General features: G+C 62.2%; 14 protein-coding genes. 13 read left to right on the forward strand and 1 reads right to left on the reverse strand.

Annotated features, from left to right (window positions below; all coding sequences use genetic code 11):
* The first annotated feature begins 229 nt into the window (after positions 1 to 229).
* The 11 genes from dnaX (at position 230) to PHO31112_RS05635 (ending at position 11,622) form a co-directional block, all read left to right on the forward strand.
* Positions 230 to 2,116, forward strand: a complete 1,887-nt coding sequence (dnaX, locus tag PHO31112_RS05585; protein WP_150619585.1) for a DNA polymerase III subunit gamma/tau — start codon at positions 230 to 232, stop codon at positions 2,114 to 2,116.
* 101 nt (positions 2,117 to 2,217) lie between these two features.
* Positions 2,218 to 2,544: a YbaB/EbfC family nucleoid-associated protein gene (locus tag PHO31112_RS05590; RefSeq protein ID WP_010807314.1), complete on the forward strand. Its 327-nt coding sequence runs from the start codon at positions 2,218 to 2,220 to the stop codon at positions 2,542 to 2,544.
* Between the two features lie 34 nt (positions 2,545 to 2,578).
* On the forward strand, positions 2,579 to 3,175 hold the full coding sequence (gene recR, locus PHO31112_RS05595; RefSeq protein WP_150619586.1) for a recombination mediator RecR: 597 nt from the start codon (positions 2,579 to 2,581) through the stop codon (positions 3,173 to 3,175).
* Between the two features lie 250 nt (positions 3,176 to 3,425).
* Positions 3,426 to 4,784, forward strand: coding sequence for a sigma-54 dependent transcriptional regulator (locus tag PHO31112_RS05600; protein ID WP_039374662.1), 1,359 nt, complete (start codon positions 3,426 to 3,428; stop codon positions 4,782 to 4,784).
* 746 nt (positions 4,785 to 5,530) lie between these two features.
* Complete coding sequence (locus tag PHO31112_RS05605; RefSeq protein WP_150619587.1) at positions 5,531 to 6,082, forward strand: hypothetical protein; 552 nt, start codon at positions 5,531 to 5,533, stop codon at positions 6,080 to 6,082.
* Between the two features lie 5 nt (positions 6,083 to 6,087).
* Positions 6,088 to 6,594 carry a hypothetical protein gene (locus PHO31112_RS05610; RefSeq protein WP_150619588.1) on the forward strand — a complete coding sequence of 169 codons (507 nt, stop codon included), beginning with the start codon at positions 6,088 to 6,090 and terminating at the stop codon, positions 6,592 to 6,594.
* Entirely contained in the window at positions 6,591 to 7,241 is a 651-nt protein-coding gene (locus PHO31112_RS05615; RefSeq protein ID WP_150619589.1) for a hypothetical protein, read from the forward strand. Before PHO31112_RS05610 ends, PHO31112_RS05615 begins: the two co-directional genes overlap by 4 nt.
* Positions 7,242 to 7,271: 30 nt before the next feature.
* Positions 7,272 to 8,447, forward strand: a complete 1,176-nt coding sequence (locus PHO31112_RS05620; RefSeq protein ID WP_150619590.1) for a hypothetical protein — start codon at positions 7,272 to 7,274, stop codon at positions 8,445 to 8,447.
* Between the two features lie 52 nt (positions 8,448 to 8,499).
* Entirely contained in the window at positions 8,500 to 9,210 is a 711-nt protein-coding gene (locus PHO31112_RS05625; RefSeq protein WP_246177763.1) for a C39 family peptidase, read from the forward strand.
* 12 nt (positions 9,211 to 9,222) lie between these two features.
* A complete protein-coding gene (locus PHO31112_RS05630; RefSeq protein WP_150619591.1) occupies positions 9,223 to 9,984 on the forward strand; it encodes a peptidase C39 in 762 nt (253 codons plus the stop codon).
* A gap of 306 nt (positions 9,985 to 10,290) precedes the next feature.
* A complete protein-coding gene (locus PHO31112_RS05635) occupies positions 10,291 to 11,622 on the forward strand; it encodes a hypothetical protein (RefSeq protein WP_150619592.1) in 1,332 nt (443 codons plus the stop codon).
* Between the two features lie 143 nt (positions 11,623 to 11,765).
* Here the strand turns inward: PHO31112_RS05635 and PHO31112_RS05640 are convergent, their stop codons facing one another.
* Positions 11,766 to 12,476 (reverse strand): hypothetical protein, encoded by a 711-nt coding sequence (locus tag PHO31112_RS05640; RefSeq protein ID WP_150619593.1) that lies wholly within the window; start codon positions 12,474 to 12,476, stop codon positions 11,766 to 11,768.
* 79 nt (positions 12,477 to 12,555) lie between these two features.
* On the opposite strand from PHO31112_RS05640, the gene PHO31112_RS05645 reads away from it, so the two are divergent.
* Together PHO31112_RS05645 and PHO31112_RS05650 are read left to right on the forward strand one after the other, a co-directional pair.
* Positions 12,556 to 13,341 carry a helix-turn-helix transcriptional regulator gene (locus PHO31112_RS05645; protein ID WP_246177764.1) on the forward strand — a complete coding sequence of 262 codons (786 nt, stop codon included), beginning with the start codon at positions 12,556 to 12,558 and terminating at the stop codon, positions 13,339 to 13,341.
* Between the two features lie 326 nt (positions 13,342 to 13,667).
* Positions 13,668 to 14,870 carry a CaiB/BaiF CoA transferase family protein gene (locus tag PHO31112_RS05650; protein WP_150619782.1) on the forward strand — a complete coding sequence of 401 codons (1,203 nt, stop codon included), beginning with the start codon at positions 13,668 to 13,670 and terminating at the stop codon, positions 14,868 to 14,870.
* Positions 14,871 to 14,974: the final 104 nt, after the last annotated feature.

Below are 14,974 nucleotides of genomic sequence, written 5' to 3' on the forward strand. Positions count from 1 at the left end.
GTCCCCATTGTGTATGGACGTGACGCTATTCCCGTTGCCTGCGGATGCTTACCGACGATCAATATCCTCACTGTTTCACCGCGTATCGCGTGGGCCGGATGGGCTTGGTAGAATCGCGCAACATTTTTTTCTATCGCGCCGATAGCCTGCTGGATTTAGCTGGCCGCGGACGTCTGATCGGGCGTTGACATCGGTGCTGAAGCACACCGCCGAACTGTTACAATTTGGCATGACCTATCAAGTACTCGCGCGCAAATGGCGCCCCAAAGGCTTCTCGACCCTGGTGGGCCAGGAGCATGTCGTGCGTGCGTTGACGCACGCGCTCGAGCAACAGCGTCTGCATCACGCCTATCTGTTTACCGGCACGCGCGGCGTCGGCAAGACCACGCTCTCGCGCATTCTGGCCAAGGCGCTCAATTGCGAGACGGGGATTACGGCGCAGCCGTGCGGTGTTTGCAAGGCATGCCGTGCCATCGACGAGGGGCGCTTCGTCGACTACGTTGAAATGGACGCGGCGTCGAATCGCGGTGTCGACGAGATGACGTCGCTGCTCGAGAAGGCCGTCTATGCGCCGGCGGACGCGCGCTTCAAGGTCTACATGATCGACGAAGTGCACATGCTGACGGGCCACGCGTTCAACGCGATGCTCAAGACGCTGGAAGAGCCGCCCGCGCACGTCAAATTCATTCTGGCGACGACCGATCCGCAGAAGATTCCCGTCACCGTTCTGTCGCGCTGCCTGCAATTCAATCTGAAGCAGATGCCGGCTGGGCACATCGTGTCGCATCTGACGAATATCCTTGGCGAGGAAGGTATCGAGAGCGAGCCGCAGGCGTTGCGCCTGCTCGCCAAAGCGGCGGGCGGCAGCATGCGCGACGCGTTGTCGCTCACCGACCAGGCCATCGCCTACGCGGCGGGCCCGCTGAGCGAGACCGCCGTGCGAGGCATGCTCGGCGCGATCGATCAGAGCGTGCTCGTGCGTTTGCTCGATGCCCTTAAGGACGAGTCGCGTACAGACCTGCTGGCCGTTGCCGACGAAATGGCCGAGCGCAGCTTCTCGTTTGCCGCTGGATTGCAGGATCTCGGCAGCTTGCTGCACAAAATTGCATTGGCGCAATACGCACCGCAGGCGGTCTCCGACGACTGGCCCGAAGCGTCCGACGTGCGACGTCTGGCCGAAGCGTTGTCTCCCGAAGCCGTGCAGCTCTATTACCAGATCGCTACGCGGGCACGCGGCGAACTGGGTCTCGCCCCCGACGAATACACCGGTTTTTCGATGGCGCTGCTGCGTATGGCAGCGTTTACGCCGTTGCTCGCGGGCGGCACGCTTGCCGAGCCGCCGACGCCGCAATCGGCTGGCGTCGCGCGCGCCGCCGCACCGTCGCGTGCGCCGGCGAGTGAGCCGACTCGCCCGTCTGCAGCATCTGCTCCCGCCGCTCCGGCGGCGCAGCCCGAAGCACGTCGCGTCCCGGCTGCTCGCACCAGTGCGCCGACCGACGGTGCGCCGATGTCGCCCGCCCGTGCTGCGCTCGCGGCACTCAATGCGGGGCGTAAGGGCACGCCAGGGCGTACGGGGGGCGGTGCTGCCAACGCGAATCGCGGCAGCGCCTCGCGTGCGTCGGACGATGCGCCGGCCGGCGCCGATCCAGAGCCCGAGCCTGCTGGATCTGCGGCGCCACCGCCCGCACCTGCCGCGCTGCAGCGAGCCTGCGTCTACCGGGAAGCAGACGGCGTTGCACCGGTCTTTACCGGTGAATGGCCGGCGTTGGCTGCCGAACTCCCGGCGCGAGGTCTCGCACAGCAACTGGCCTTCCAGAGCGAACTGACCGAAGTGGCAGGGCGTGCGTTCCATCTGCGCGTGCCGTTGCGTCAATTGGCGGATGCGGCCACGACCGACAAGCTGCGTCAGGTGCTCACCGAGCACTTCGGTACCGAGGTGCAATTGCAGGTCGAACTCGGGCAAGTGGGTACGACGGCGGCGTCGCTCGCGGCAGAAGCGGCCGCCGCGCGTCAACGGGCGGCGGAACAGGCGATTGCCGACGATCCGCTGGTGCGCGAATTGATCGACGAATTCGACGCGCAGATCCTGCCAGGCAGCATTCGCCCGGTACAATAAGCAAATTCGCTTTTGCGAAACGGCACGGTTTTTTGAATTTTCCTCCCAAACGCGCGTTACATACGCTGCATGCCCCTCATACGATTTACTCAGGAGTCAAGATGCTGAAAGGAAACATCGCGGGTCTGATGAAACAGGCTCAGCAAATGCAGGAAAACATGAAGAAGGCGCAGGAACAGTTGGCCCAGATCGAAGTCGAGGGTCAGTCTGGCGCCGGTCTGGTCAAGGTGGTGATGACGTGCAAGAACGACGTACGTCGCGTGACCATCGATCCGAGCCTGCTGGCGGACGACAAGGACATGCTCGAAGACCTGGTGGCGGCTGCGTTCAACGACGCCGTGCGCAAGGCTGAAGCGACCGCGCAGGAAAAGATGGGTGGCCTGACCGCCGGTCTGCCGCTGCCGCCGGGCTTCAAGATGCCGTTCTGAGCATCGCTCGCCAGTTCCCAGAGAAAGACGACGCATGCCCCAGCTCTCGAGCCTGCAGGAACTCGTCGACGCCTTGCGCGCGTTGCCGGGTGTCGGTCCGAAGTCCGCGCAGCGCATCGCTTACCATCTGCTGCAACGCGACCGCAAAGGCGCGGTACGGCTGGGCGAAGCGCTGGTGCATGCCTCCGAGCAGATCCGCCATTGCGCGCGCTGCAACACGTTTTCCGAAGTTGAAGTCTGCGAGACGTGCCTCGATCCCGAGCGCGATACGAGCCTGTTATGTGTGGTGGAAACGCCCGCCGATCAGAACATGCTCGAGCAGACGATGACCTTCAAGGGGCTGTATTTCGTGCTCATGGGCCATCTCTCGCCGCTCGACGGCGTGGGGCCGGGCGAAATACATTTCGAGCCGTTGATTCGCCGCGCCACCGACGGCGTGGTCAAGGAAGTGGTGCTCGCCACCAACTTCACCAACGAAGGCGAAGCCACCGCCCACTACCTCGGACAGATGCTTAAAGCCCGCGGTCTGCGCGTGAGCCGACTGGCGCGAGGCGTGCCCGTTGGAGGCGAACTGGAGTATGTGGACGCCGGCACCATCGCCCGCGCAGTCCTCGACCGGCATACGCTCTGAGCATGGCGCGGACGTGACGCCGCCTGTACTTGCGCGTAGGTACTGGTACCAGTCATCCAATCGGATTAGCTGTTTTTCGCTATACCCTGCGCCGACCCGTGTCTTCTAGACTGAACCTGCCGACTTGAGGACCCAGTTGCAAAGGGAACACCATAACTCTCGAGCGGCGTGGGGCCGTATACCTGTTGTGCAGATCCGGTCGAAGACCAAAAAACTGTACGCAGGCACTGCTTAGGCAGGGAGTTAAGGTATGGCTAACGATACCGGGCGCACCCTGATTTACGCCTCCCGAAAGCATAACGATGGCTTGCTGTCGTTTCTGGGGGAGCAAGGCTGGCAAGTCGTGCCGGCCAAGAGCGCCAGCGACGTCGGGCGCATTCTGAATCCGGGGGTCACCAGTGCGGCACTCATTGACCTGGCGAGCGGTTATAGCGACCGCGAGATGGGGGCGTTCGAGTCCTGCATGCAACCTGCCACTGTCGGTTGGGTAGCGGCCACGAATCCCGAGCAACTCACGACAACAGCCATTCGTCGGCTGATTCGCGATTACTGCTTCGATTATGTCAATGTCCCGTGTACGAACGATCAGCTCGCGCATTCGATCGGTCATGCGTGGGGCATGGCGTCGCTCTCGGAAGTGCCGACCTTCACGCCGCAAGTTGGCGGCGATCAGGAGATGGTCGGAACGTGCGAGGCGATGCAGCAACTCTTTCGCACTATTCGCAAGGTCGCCAATACCGACGCTCCCGTGTTCATCTCGGGCGAGTCGGGCACGGGCAAGGAACTGACTGCGGTGGCTATCCACGAGCGCTCATTGCGCGCGAAGGGGCCATTCGTGGCGATCAATTGCGGGGCGATTCCCCCGCACCTGATGCAGTCCGAACTATTCGGCTACGAGCGCGGCGCCTTTACCGGCGCGAATGCGCGCAAGATCGGCCGGGTCGAGGCTGCCAACGGCGGCACGCTGTTGCTCGACGAAATCGGCGATCTGCCGTTCGAGAGCCAGGCGAGTCTGTTGCGTTTCCTGCAGCAGGGCGCGATCGAGCGTCTGGGCGGTCACGAGGTGATTCCGGTCAATGTGCGCATCATCTCCGCAACGCACGTCGATCTGGAGGAAGCCGTCAAGGAAGGCCGTTTCCGCATGGATCTGTACCACCGCCTGTGCGTGCTGCGCGTGGAGGAACCGCCGCTGCGCGCTCGCGGACAGGACATCGAGATTCTGGCGCACCATGTGCTGCAACGCTTCAAAGGCGATAACCATCGCAAGATCCGCGGCTTCACGCAGTGCGCAGTGCAAGCGATGTACGAATATCACTGGCCGGGCAACGTGCGCGAGTTGATCAACCGCGTGCGCCGCGCCATCGTGATGGCCGACAGCCGAACGATCTCGGCGAAAGACCTTGATTTGCTGCCGTGGGTACCGACTTTGGTGCGCACGTTGGAAGAAATTCGCGCGGAGGCCGAGCGAACGGCCATCGAGCAGGCATTGCTGCGCCACTGTCACCGGCTGACGGACGTGGCAGCAGAGTTGGGCATTTCACGCATTACCCTCTATCGGCTCATGTGCCGGTACGGGCTGCGTGGCGACGAATCGGGCGTGCCGGCCTGATATCTTCTGGCGAAGAGAGGGCGGCCGTCCTGTGATGAGCAGGGCGGTCGTTTCTTTTTGGGCTCCTGAGTATCGCCATGTCGAATCGTCCGAAAGCGCCGAAAATCATCGATATTCTCCCTGCTGTCCTCGCGTTTCACGATTTCTGCCATCGCCAATAACGACGGGCGATTCGAGCGATTCCCGTGGCGTTCCCAACGTGCCGTTCCCATACGCATTGCGTTGTTTCACTCATCGAGCGAACGCCTCCCGAGATGTCACGCGTGCCTGGAGGGGATGGGGCATCGGGCCTCTCTCCCGACGCCGTCACGAGGCGATGTGCTGTGGCTTCGTCGTGCCGCGAAACCGGTACCGAGGGCTGTCCCGCGAACACATCAAAGATGAAACGTCCGGGGGGGGGGGCGCACGCCGTCGTGCCACGCACGATCCCATGTGACGGCGCCATATCGTTATGCCGCTGCCCAGCAATTTCGTCGCAAATCCGTCACGCGAAACCCTTGTAAGCCGGGCCTCTTCGGTCCCCGTCGCTGGAGACGTCAATATCGTTCGCGGTTCGGAATATCTGGCGATCGCGCGATGGCGCTGACATTCACGGTCAGACGCAAGCTACGTATCAATGCTGAAACGTTTTCGCACACACGCCCTCGCATGCCCTCCGGTCGAAGAAATTAACGCCAATATTTTCAATTACTTAAGGCGGGTGGCACGGAAGTCGCTTTATTGAGCCGGGCAAGGAGGGCTTAGCGATGCGAATTCTCACCACCGAAATGCAGTACCACGTACGACAAAGCGTCAGCGTGTTGAGCGCAGTCGTCGTCGTGACGCTCGGTCTGTGCGCGGTACCGGCGCACGCTCAGGACGTTTCGCGCTCGCCGCTCATGCATGTCGCGATGCTCACCGGCTCGATGGTGCCGGCATCGTTTGGCACGACGGTGCGTCCGGTCACGCCGGTCTCCGACGCCGACGCCGTGACACCGGTCGCTGCGCAGCCGCCCGTGGACGAAGCCGCGGCTGTCGCGAGCAGCGACGACTCGGGCAACGTCGCCGACGGCAAGCGTATGAGCGAAGCTGGCATGCCGCTCGCCGCCGCCCGCATCGACGACGAACAACTTGGGAGCCAGCGCGGCCGCAATCTGCAAGGCGGCGCGATGGTCAATTCACCCGGAATGGCACTCGCCAACGGCGTTACGTTGTGGGACGAACTGCCCGGCGCCGTGACGCCGACGCCGCGCCCGCAACAACTGTCGAATGGCGTGAACAACGTTCAGGTGACACGTGTGATCTACACGACGCGGTGAACAAGATGACCCCAATTTCCATGACCCATGCCGGACGTCTGCTCGCCACGATGATCGTGGCGCTGACACCGGCGATGCTGCCCGGACGTGCACATGCCGAACCGGCGACGCCCGGCGATATCGTGGTCGAGCGCAGCATTGGCCCCGAGATCGCGTACCGCGGTCTGCCGCGCGTCGAGAACCCCATCGCCGTCTCGGTGCCTGCCTTCCCGACGGGGCCCTTCAATACCGCCATGGGGGCCGTCAATCAGGTCACCGATGGTGAATTGACAGGGCGCGGCAATGCGGGGCTCGTGACGAGTGCGGTGCAATCCGGCATCAACCCGGTGATGGGCGTGCTCGTGGGCAATGCCCGTGGGGGTAACGCGCTCAATACCTCCAACGGTGTCGGCGGCGGGTTCGGTGCCGGGGCCGGCGGTGGTGTCGGCAGCATCGGCACACTCGTGCCGTCGGTGATCAGCTCGGCGTTGGCGCCGCTCACCAGCATCGGTGCAGCAGGAGCGGCGAAATGAGCGCACATCGCGGGTTGCGCGGCGCGCGGCGCGGTCTCCCTCTGGCCGTCGCGGTGGTACTGGCGACGTTTGCCGGGGTGTCGTCGGCGCAGGACCTATGGATTGTGAACGGCGAACTGGCCGGCACGCACGCCACGATCGAGAACGGTGCGGCGGTGGGCGTGACCGGAGCGCTGGGGGTGAACCAGGCGGCGGGCGTCAATAACGCTCAGGCCAACAGCGCCGTGATTGCAAACGGCGGCGGGCTGACGGTCGGTGCGTCGAGCACTCATCAACAAGCCCTCGTCACATCGACGACCGGCGCTGCCAGCGCCGCGATTCAAGGCAACGCATTTTCAGGCACCTCGGGGCTGACGCAAGTCAACCAGGCGAGCGGTGCCGGCAATCTTCAACGCAACGCGACCGTCATTGTGACTGGCGATGCGTCTGGAGTGGTGAGCGTATCGGATACGGCACTATCCGCTGCGATCTCCAAGGGTGGCCCGGCTGGGCGCGACAACCTCAACGATCGGTTCCGCACGGCGTCGATATCCAGTGACGCTTTTCGCGGGGCGAGCGGTGTGGTCCAAGTCAACCAGTCGGCTGGGATAGGCAATGTAACCGCAAATGTTTTTGTGCTCCGTCCCCCGGCGGGCACATCTTTTTAACTGGGTAACTCTCTCGTCAAGGAGATGGTCATGAAAACGAAAGCAATTGCAGCGGCTGCACTGCTGGTAGCAACGGGTAGCGCCCTGGCGTCGCCCAATCACCAGCAATATAGCTTCTCGTTCATCGGCAACGAGACCAACGTTCTGAATCTGGTCGGCATTTTCGGGCTGATCGGCATCAGGGGCTGCGTCACGGTGGATAACACCGGCAACGCCGTCGTGCAAAGCAATCAGAGCGTAGATGTATACGGCGTGAATCTGAAGGGGCCGCTGCTTGGCAACTTTGTGACGGGCAAGGTCACGTATGGCGTCGACTCGAAGACGACGACGATTTCGGATCACGGCAGCTCTTATTTGCTGGCAAGCAAGACGACCACGCACTACGACAACTCCACGTCGTGGGTGAACGCCAGCGCGGACGGCCACCTGAACACGAGCAAATCGTTCCAGGCCGGAGCCGTGTTTTTCCACTTCCCGCATGGCTTCTTCGCATCAGGCTTCCTGAACACGCAGAAGAGCTTCGATGCAGCGTTCCATGCCGTATTGAACCACGGCAATAAATCGGTCGAGAGCGATACGATTGCCGCCGCCGCGCTGTGGGGTTTCACCAACACGTTCGCGAAGTCCAGCGTATGGACCAAGGGCGCGATTACGTACCACTTCAACACGGCGCAGTACCAGACGATGGGTGCAACGCTGGGTGCTGGTGCGCTGGCTAACGCCAACGGCAATATCGGTGTGAACGTGGCAGCGGGTGCCGACAATGCGCAGGCCAACAACGTCGCGATCGCTTCGCTCAATGCTCAGCCGGTGTATGCCTCGGCTCAGGTGTTCGCGAATCAGTCGTCGAAGGGCTCGGCCAGCATCTCGCATTTCTATGTCAACTCCAGCGTGGGTGATGGTGCGCTCGCCGGTGCGACCGGGAACGTGGGGGTGAACGTGGCGGCGGGTGTTGGCAACGTGCAGGAGAACGGTCTGGCCGCAGCAGTCTCGCAAGGCGGCAGCGGCTGGCACAAGGGCGGTGCCGCCAACTCGACGGCGCAAACCGACCAATCGGCAAGCATGAAGGCCTCGGGTGACTTCATCGCCAACGCTTCGCTGGGTAAGGGCGCACTCGCCTTTGCCAGCGGCAACGTCGGTGTGAACGTGGCTTCAGGTATCGGCAACGTGCAGGCCAACAACCTCGCCATCTCGGCAATCAAGTGATGCCACTAACCGGTCCGGGAATTCCCGGACCGGTTTTTTCATGAGGTGTGTCATGAGAGATGTGCGTCGTGCCGCGGTAAGAATCGCTACGGTTTGCGCTCTGGCGTGCGCAAGCGTGGCCGGGCACGCGCAGTACGCATCGGTGAATCTCGAGTCTTCGACGGGTGTACCGGCGGTCAAGAAGATGCGCTCGTTCAAATCGATGCACTACGTGAATCTGGTCCAGCAGGAATACGACTTCAGTTGCGGATCGGCGGCCCTGGCAACACTGCTGCGTTATGGCTACGGGATCGATATTCCGGAGCCGGAAATGATCCAGAAAATGATGGTGTTTTCCAATCCGGAAACGGTCATCAAAAATGGCTTCTCGATGCTCGACATGAAGAAATTTGTGGAGACGCTTGGACTCGAGGGCCGCGGTTTCAAAGTTGACGTGAATGCGCTTTACGACCTGAAGATCCCGGTTATCGCGCTGATCGACGTCAACGGCTATCAGCATTTTGTGGTCATCAAGGCAGCGAAGGACGGACGCGTGTTCGTATCCGATCCGGCGCTCGGCAATCGCATCATCGAGCAAGCTGATTTTGCCAAGCAATGGAACGGCTTGGTGTTGGCGGTCATCGGCAAGCCGTTTATGGAGGATTCACCGCTGCTCAAAGGAAACGAATCCCTGGCAGTCAAGCTGCGCGACAGTGCGCTGGCGACCGGGACGTCACCGACCCCGATGGTGGATTTCGGCATCATCCGGGCGGACCTGTTTTGAGATCAGACCATCATGAACCGATATGTTCCGATGCTGGCAATCCCGCTGTTTGCGAGCGCCCTGCCGGCATTTGCATCGAGCGTGGTGCCCGAGACGTGGACGCCCGTGAGCGACGAAGTGCTCGCGCACGCGACCGGCAAGTACGCGCAACAAAACATGATCACCGGCTTTCAACTCGTGATGCAGTCGCAATGGCAAATGCCGACCGGGGCGAGCCTGGCGGCCACCGGCGTGCTCAGCGTCAGCCAAGGGAGTTCCGGCTTCCAGGTGCAGACCGGTGCAGCCACTGGCATCGTCCCCGGCTTCGTAAGCGCAACCACGCCGATCACGCAAGTCGTAGGGGGGGGAATGAGCGTGTTCGTGAATGGCGTCGCTCAGATTACGCAAGTTGCGGGAGATGCAAACAATGCGCTGAACAAAGCCACAATTCAGTTCGGCCCTGGGGTATTGATTGCCACGCTGGTACCGGTCAGCGGGCAGGGCGCGAACAGTTCCAGCACGACGGTGGGCAACTTGAGCGCGAGCGTGGCCATTACATCCGCAGGCATGCAGATCTCGCTCAATACGCCGAACGGCAATCTCGGTCAGAGCGTGGGCGGCGGTGCCGGTGCGGCGATGAACCAGATCATGCAGGTCGCGCAGGTCGCGGGTAACGCTCAGCAGGTCATGAACACGATGCAATTGAACCTGCAGACGAGTCCGCTCACGTCGAACGTGCTGCGTCAGGTCGGTATTCAGAACGCAATGGCGAACATGGTCGCCCTGCGCCGATGAAGTGAAGAGCAAGTGGAGTAACGGCGTCGCGCTGCCGTGTGTGCACGGGGCGACGCCGGCAGCAGTGTCCGGCAATGCAAGTCGTCGCCGGACACCATGAAAACTAGAAGTGGGGCGTCGCCGCAGCAACATCCGCGGCGCAAAGAAGGTGATGTCGGCAGGGCCCGGGCATGACATATCGAGGTGGATGGCAACGGGTCTCGCACGCATCACCCCGCAGTCGAGCAGCAAGGACAACGTTGTTGGTAATACACGTTTGTTGGATTGCGCGCGGACGCCTGTCCGCACTTTTACCCGGGGGGGATCATGAACACTCACCGCTTTTTTCCCGTTGCCGCTATTCCGTTGGGGGTACTGCTTTTCACGCTATCGGCCCAGGCTCAGGAGCATACGAACCCATCGCCGGACGACCGTCTGCAAATGCTGATGGACATGGTCGACCGGCAGCAGCGGGAAATTTCTTCTCTGAAACAGCGCCTCACCGACATTGAGATGGCGCAACGCGGTCGCGGTCTGACCGCGTGGGACACTGCGCAGATTGCGCAGGTCTCGCCCGGTGATGGTTCGGCTGCGGGCTCTGCAGGTACCCCCGGCGGCGGCGCTGCCGGGGCTGCGGGCCCGACAACGGCCACGCCGATCGGCGAGACGCAGCAGATGCAAAAGAGCGAGAGCGACTCGCAGCGCACGCCGGCCGAAGAGGCGGTGGTGCAGGCGCAACATGCGCCGCTGTTCGACCGCAAGCTCACTATCGACGCCGGTATCAGTTACAGCTACTACGACCGTCGCCAACTCGTGTTGAGCGGTTTTCTCGCCCTCGACGCCATCTTCCTCGGTCAGTTGAACCTCGGCCAGACCAAGGCCAATGTGTGGACGTTCGACGTCAACACGCGCTACGGAATCAACGACCGGCTGAGTGTGGCGTTCGACGTGCCGTACCTCTATCGCAATTCCGATTTCATTTCGGGTGGGGTGGGCGGTGCGGCGTCGTCGATCAGCGACATCAGCAAGAATTCGGCGAACATCGGCGACGTCAATGCGTCCCTGTACTACCAGATCGTCAAGGAGAACGCGAACTGGCCCGATATCGTAGCGTCGTTGCGGGTGACCGCGCCGACCGGCACGTCGCCGTTCGGCATCAAGCTCGGCACGCCCGATCCGACCAACAACAACCTGACGACGCCCTCGCGTCTGCCCACGGGTAACGGGATATGGGCGGTCACGGCCGGCCTGTCGTTCTTGCGCACCTACGATCCGATCGTGCTGTTCGCCAACGTGGCGTACACGTACAACGTGGCTCGCACGTTCAACGACATCTCGACCATCGAAGGCACGACGCAGCCCGCGAAGGTCAAGCTGGGCGACATCATTCAGGTTGGCGCGGGGATGGCGCTGGCGCTCAACGACAAGACCGCATTGTCGATCTCATACTCGACGGCGATCTCGCGTGCGACCAAGACGGCCACGCCAGGTAGCGCCTGGACCACGGTGGCGGGCAGCACGACGAACGCGGCATCGCTCAACTTCGGCATCAACTACGCGATCAACAAGCACTGGACCGTGAATGGTTATGTCAACGCAGGCATGTCGCCGGACGCACCGAACTATGTCGTCGGCCTGCGCTTCCCGTACACGTTCTGATGGATGCCTTCGGCGCATAGCGCCGAGCAGAAGTAGATTGCGCAAAGCGTGCTGCGCGTCGCCTTGATCGGGGACGCGCAGCAATACGAGCTAAAGGGGAGGGAGCGGGTTTTGGAGGTATCGCGGTGCTACCGGCCCATCGGTCAACGTGCGATACCGACAGGTACGCGGCCGACGTTGGCATTGCCTTTCAGGCTCGTCGTCTGCAATCCCGATGCGAGGGACGGCGGCGAGTTGGGTGAGTTGGCCGAGTAGGCCGACGCCGTCACCGCCGGGTGTGGCTGGGCGGGAAAAGTCGCTGATGCCTGAGTTGGCTTGGGTGCCGGTGCTGGGGGAATCACTTCGTCCCACAGACGAACGTTGTTGGCGGTGGTTGTGGTGGCGTTGACGGGGGCGACGACGACCGGTGCCGTGCCGGACAGATTGGCGACGACACTTTGCTGCAGGTTCGCCGCGCGAGTGCTGGCGAGCAGCATGTCGCTCACGGCGACCGGGACACCGGCAATGCCGGTAATGTCGGCCTGCGCAGCACTCGCAAAGCACGCAGCTGCCAAGCTGAACGTGGCACTGCGCATCGTCTTGACGGTGATCTTGAACATAGCGTGCCCCCCGGCCTCCGCGTGCTGTCCTCCCAGCACTGCTTGTATTCTATTGCGCGATTTGAGAAAAGAAAGGGAAAAAAGTAATAGCGGAATTTCCGAAAATTGAGTAAATAATTTACGCAGATTGCGGTTTGTCGCGCTGAGGCAACAATGATCGGCATTCCCGAGAGGGGATCCCGCCGCCATGCGGGCTTCGCGCGTAAACTTGGCCGAAAGCGAGGTGACGCCTGATGCATAAAATATGACGAACACTTGAGGGTTTCCTCGGTTTTCGTCCTGGCAACGGGGATGATTATCATTCCTGAGCTGGCAAATTAGGTAGGCAGCGGGTGTGACAAGAAAAGCGGGGGACGGCAGTACCACGGTGCTGACCGGAACGACAGGGGAAACCATGCGTGTGCTGGTCGTAGGTGAGGCTGCCACCTGGCTGAGCGGCCTGCAAGTCGCGTTGCAGACCGAAGCGAACGCGACACCGCCGGTCTTGCGTCATGTCGACGATGTGACGGTGCAGGACTGGCTCTGGTTACGCGAATTGCCTTCGCGGCGCGCGCTCGTACTCGAAGAATCGGTGGCCCGTACACCGGCTGTTGACTCCCTCTGCACGATGGCGGCCGAATGTGTGCCGCCGGTGCCCGTCATCGTCGTCGGCGATGCGGGTTTTCCCGATGAGATCATTCGCTGGCTGCAGGCGGGCGTTGCCGCATGTCTGCCTTGGCCGAATTCGGTCGCACGAATTCGTTCGGTCTTCGATCTTGCGTTCTCGGGCGGGCGATTCGTGCCGGAAGAAGCGCTTTCGGCGTTACTTGTGCTCTGGCGGCAGGAGGCCATGGGAGAGGCGTTGCCGCTCTCGCGTTTGCCGGTGTTCCCGCTGGGGGGCGACAAGGCGACGCAACTGGCCGAATCGGCGCTGCTCGGCATCTCCCAGCGGCAGTACGAAATTCTCGCGCTGCTCTCGCGCGGGTTATCCATCAAGACGATCTGCCAGCAACTGGTGATTTCCGAGGGGACCGCCAAGACGCATGTCTCTGCCCTATACCGGCGCCTCGGCGCGCGCAATCGCGGCGAGGCAATTTATATTGCGGCGCAGCGCGGCGCGCGTCATCTGTTCGAAACATGAGATATCGCCAAAGCACCGTTCGATCGGACTTCGGAGCGATTTGACTCGGAACTTTCCAGGATTTGCTGCGAGGTTATTGGCCGATAGCCGAGTGTCGAATTACTATACGAACTTCATTTGCCACCCATTCGTACAGGCGTTGCCCTCGGGCGGCGTCGCGAAGTCGAGGGTGATGGCCGTCGCAAGGCACAGGAGTCTACGTGTTGTCCAAGTCGTCCAAGCCGTTTGAATCTGCATTGCCGCAAGGTCCTGCCACGGCGTCTACGGCATCCGCCGCCGGCACGTCTCCCGAATCTTCCGCCTCGCCTGCTGCCAGTGGCGCCGGCCTGCCAGCGCGTGGCGCGCTCGCCGGCGTGAAAGTCCTTGAACTTGGCACGCTCATCGCTGGCCCGTTTGCCGCGCGCATGTTGGGCGAGTTCGGGGCCGAAGTCATCAAAATCGAAGATCCGCAGCATGGCGATCCGCTGCGCAAGTGGCGCAAAATGCACCCCGATGCGGGAGGCACGTCGCTCTGGTGGGCGGTGCAGGCTCGCAACAAGAAATCGGTGACGATCAACCTCAAATCCCCCGAGGGGCAGGAGATCGTACGTAAGCTCGCCGCACAGGCCGACATCGTGGTCGAGAATTTCCGTCCCGGCCTGCTCGAGCGGTTCGGGTTGGGGTATGAGCAACTGTCGGCCGAGAATCCGGGGCTGGTCATGGTGCGCCTGTCGGGATATGGGCAGACGGGGCCGTATCGCGACAGGCCCGGTTTTGGCGCGATTGCCGAGTCGATGGGCGGGCTGCGTCACATTACGGGCTATCCCGATCTGCCGCCGCCGCGCATCGGGATCTCCATTGGCGATTCCATCGCGGCATTGCACGGCGTGATTGGCGCGATGATGGCGCTGCATCACCGCAACGTGAACGGCGGGCGAGGTCAGGTGGTCGACGTCGCACTGTATGAGGCCGTCTTCAACCTGATGGAAAGCGTGGTGCCGGAATACAGCGTGGCCGGCATGGTGCGAGAACGAACGGGTGCGTCGCTGCCCGGCATCGTGCCTTCGAACACCTATCCTTGCGCCGACGGCATGATCGTCGTGGGGGGCAACAGCGACCCGATCTTCAAGCGCCTGATGCACGCCGTCGGCCGGTCCGATCTGGCGGAAGATCCCGCGCTGGCGCACAACGACGGCCGTGTGCCGCGCACGCAGGAAATCGACGAGGCGATCGGCCACTGGACGCGCGGGCGCTCCATCGATGAAGCGCTGGCCGTGTTGCAAGGTGCGGATGTGCCCGCGAGCCGTATCTACACCGTGGCCGACATGTTCAAGGACCCGCAGTTCATCGCGCGTCAGATGATCCAGCGACACACGTTTCCGGATGGCACCCCTATCGATTTGCCCAACGTCGCGCCGAAGCTATCGGACACGCCCGGCCAGACACAATGGCTCGGCCCGGCACTTGGCGCTCACACGGACGAGGTGCTTGGCCAACTGGGTTATGATGCCGGGCAAATCAAGGCGCTGCGCGAGGGTGGCGTCATCTGAATTGACGCGATTGCGCGCAGTATCACGGGGCGTGGCGCTCGCCGCGATCCGCGAATAATAAGCACGTCAGACGAAGAAAGAACGCTGCAACCACGGAGACCAAC

Origin of the sequence: Pandoraea horticolens (assembly GCF_902459555.1) — a bacterium.
In the GTDB taxonomy this organism is placed as follows: Bacteria; Pseudomonadota; Gammaproteobacteria; order Burkholderiales; family Burkholderiaceae; genus Pandoraea; species Pandoraea horticolens.

What these genes read in the sequence shown, in the direction of transcription:
- dnaX (WP_150619585.1), top strand. Translation starts at nt 230, where the DNA reads ATGACCTATCAAGTACTCGCGCGCAAATGGCGCCCCAAAGGCTTCTCG.
- PHO31112_RS05590 (WP_010807314.1), top strand. Translation starts at nt 2,218, where the DNA reads ATGCTGAAAGGAAACATCGCGGGTCTGATGAAACAGGCTCAGCAAATG.
- recR (WP_150619586.1), top strand. Translation starts at nt 2,579, where the DNA reads ATGCCCCAGCTCTCGAGCCTGCAGGAACTCGTCGACGCCTTGCGCGCG.
- PHO31112_RS05600 (WP_039374662.1), top strand. Translation starts at nt 3,426, where the DNA reads ATGGCTAACGATACCGGGCGCACCCTGATTTACGCCTCCCGAAAGCAT.
- PHO31112_RS05605 (WP_150619587.1), top strand. Translation starts at nt 5,531, where the DNA reads ATGCGAATTCTCACCACCGAAATGCAGTACCACGTACGACAAAGCGTC.
- PHO31112_RS05610 (WP_150619588.1), top strand. Translation starts at nt 6,088, where the DNA reads ATGACCCCAATTTCCATGACCCATGCCGGACGTCTGCTCGCCACGATG.
- PHO31112_RS05615 (WP_150619589.1), top strand. Translation starts at nt 6,591, where the DNA reads ATGAGCGCACATCGCGGGTTGCGCGGCGCGCGGCGCGGTCTCCCTCTG.
- PHO31112_RS05620 (WP_150619590.1), top strand. Translation starts at nt 7,272, where the DNA reads ATGAAAACGAAAGCAATTGCAGCGGCTGCACTGCTGGTAGCAACGGGT.
- PHO31112_RS05625 (WP_246177763.1), top strand. Translation starts at nt 8,500, where the DNA reads ATGAGAGATGTGCGTCGTGCCGCGGTAAGAATCGCTACGGTTTGCGCT.
- PHO31112_RS05630 (WP_150619591.1), top strand. Translation starts at nt 9,223, where the DNA reads ATGAACCGATATGTTCCGATGCTGGCAATCCCGCTGTTTGCGAGCGCC.
- PHO31112_RS05635 (WP_150619592.1), top strand. Translation starts at nt 10,291, where the DNA reads ATGAACACTCACCGCTTTTTTCCCGTTGCCGCTATTCCGTTGGGGGTA.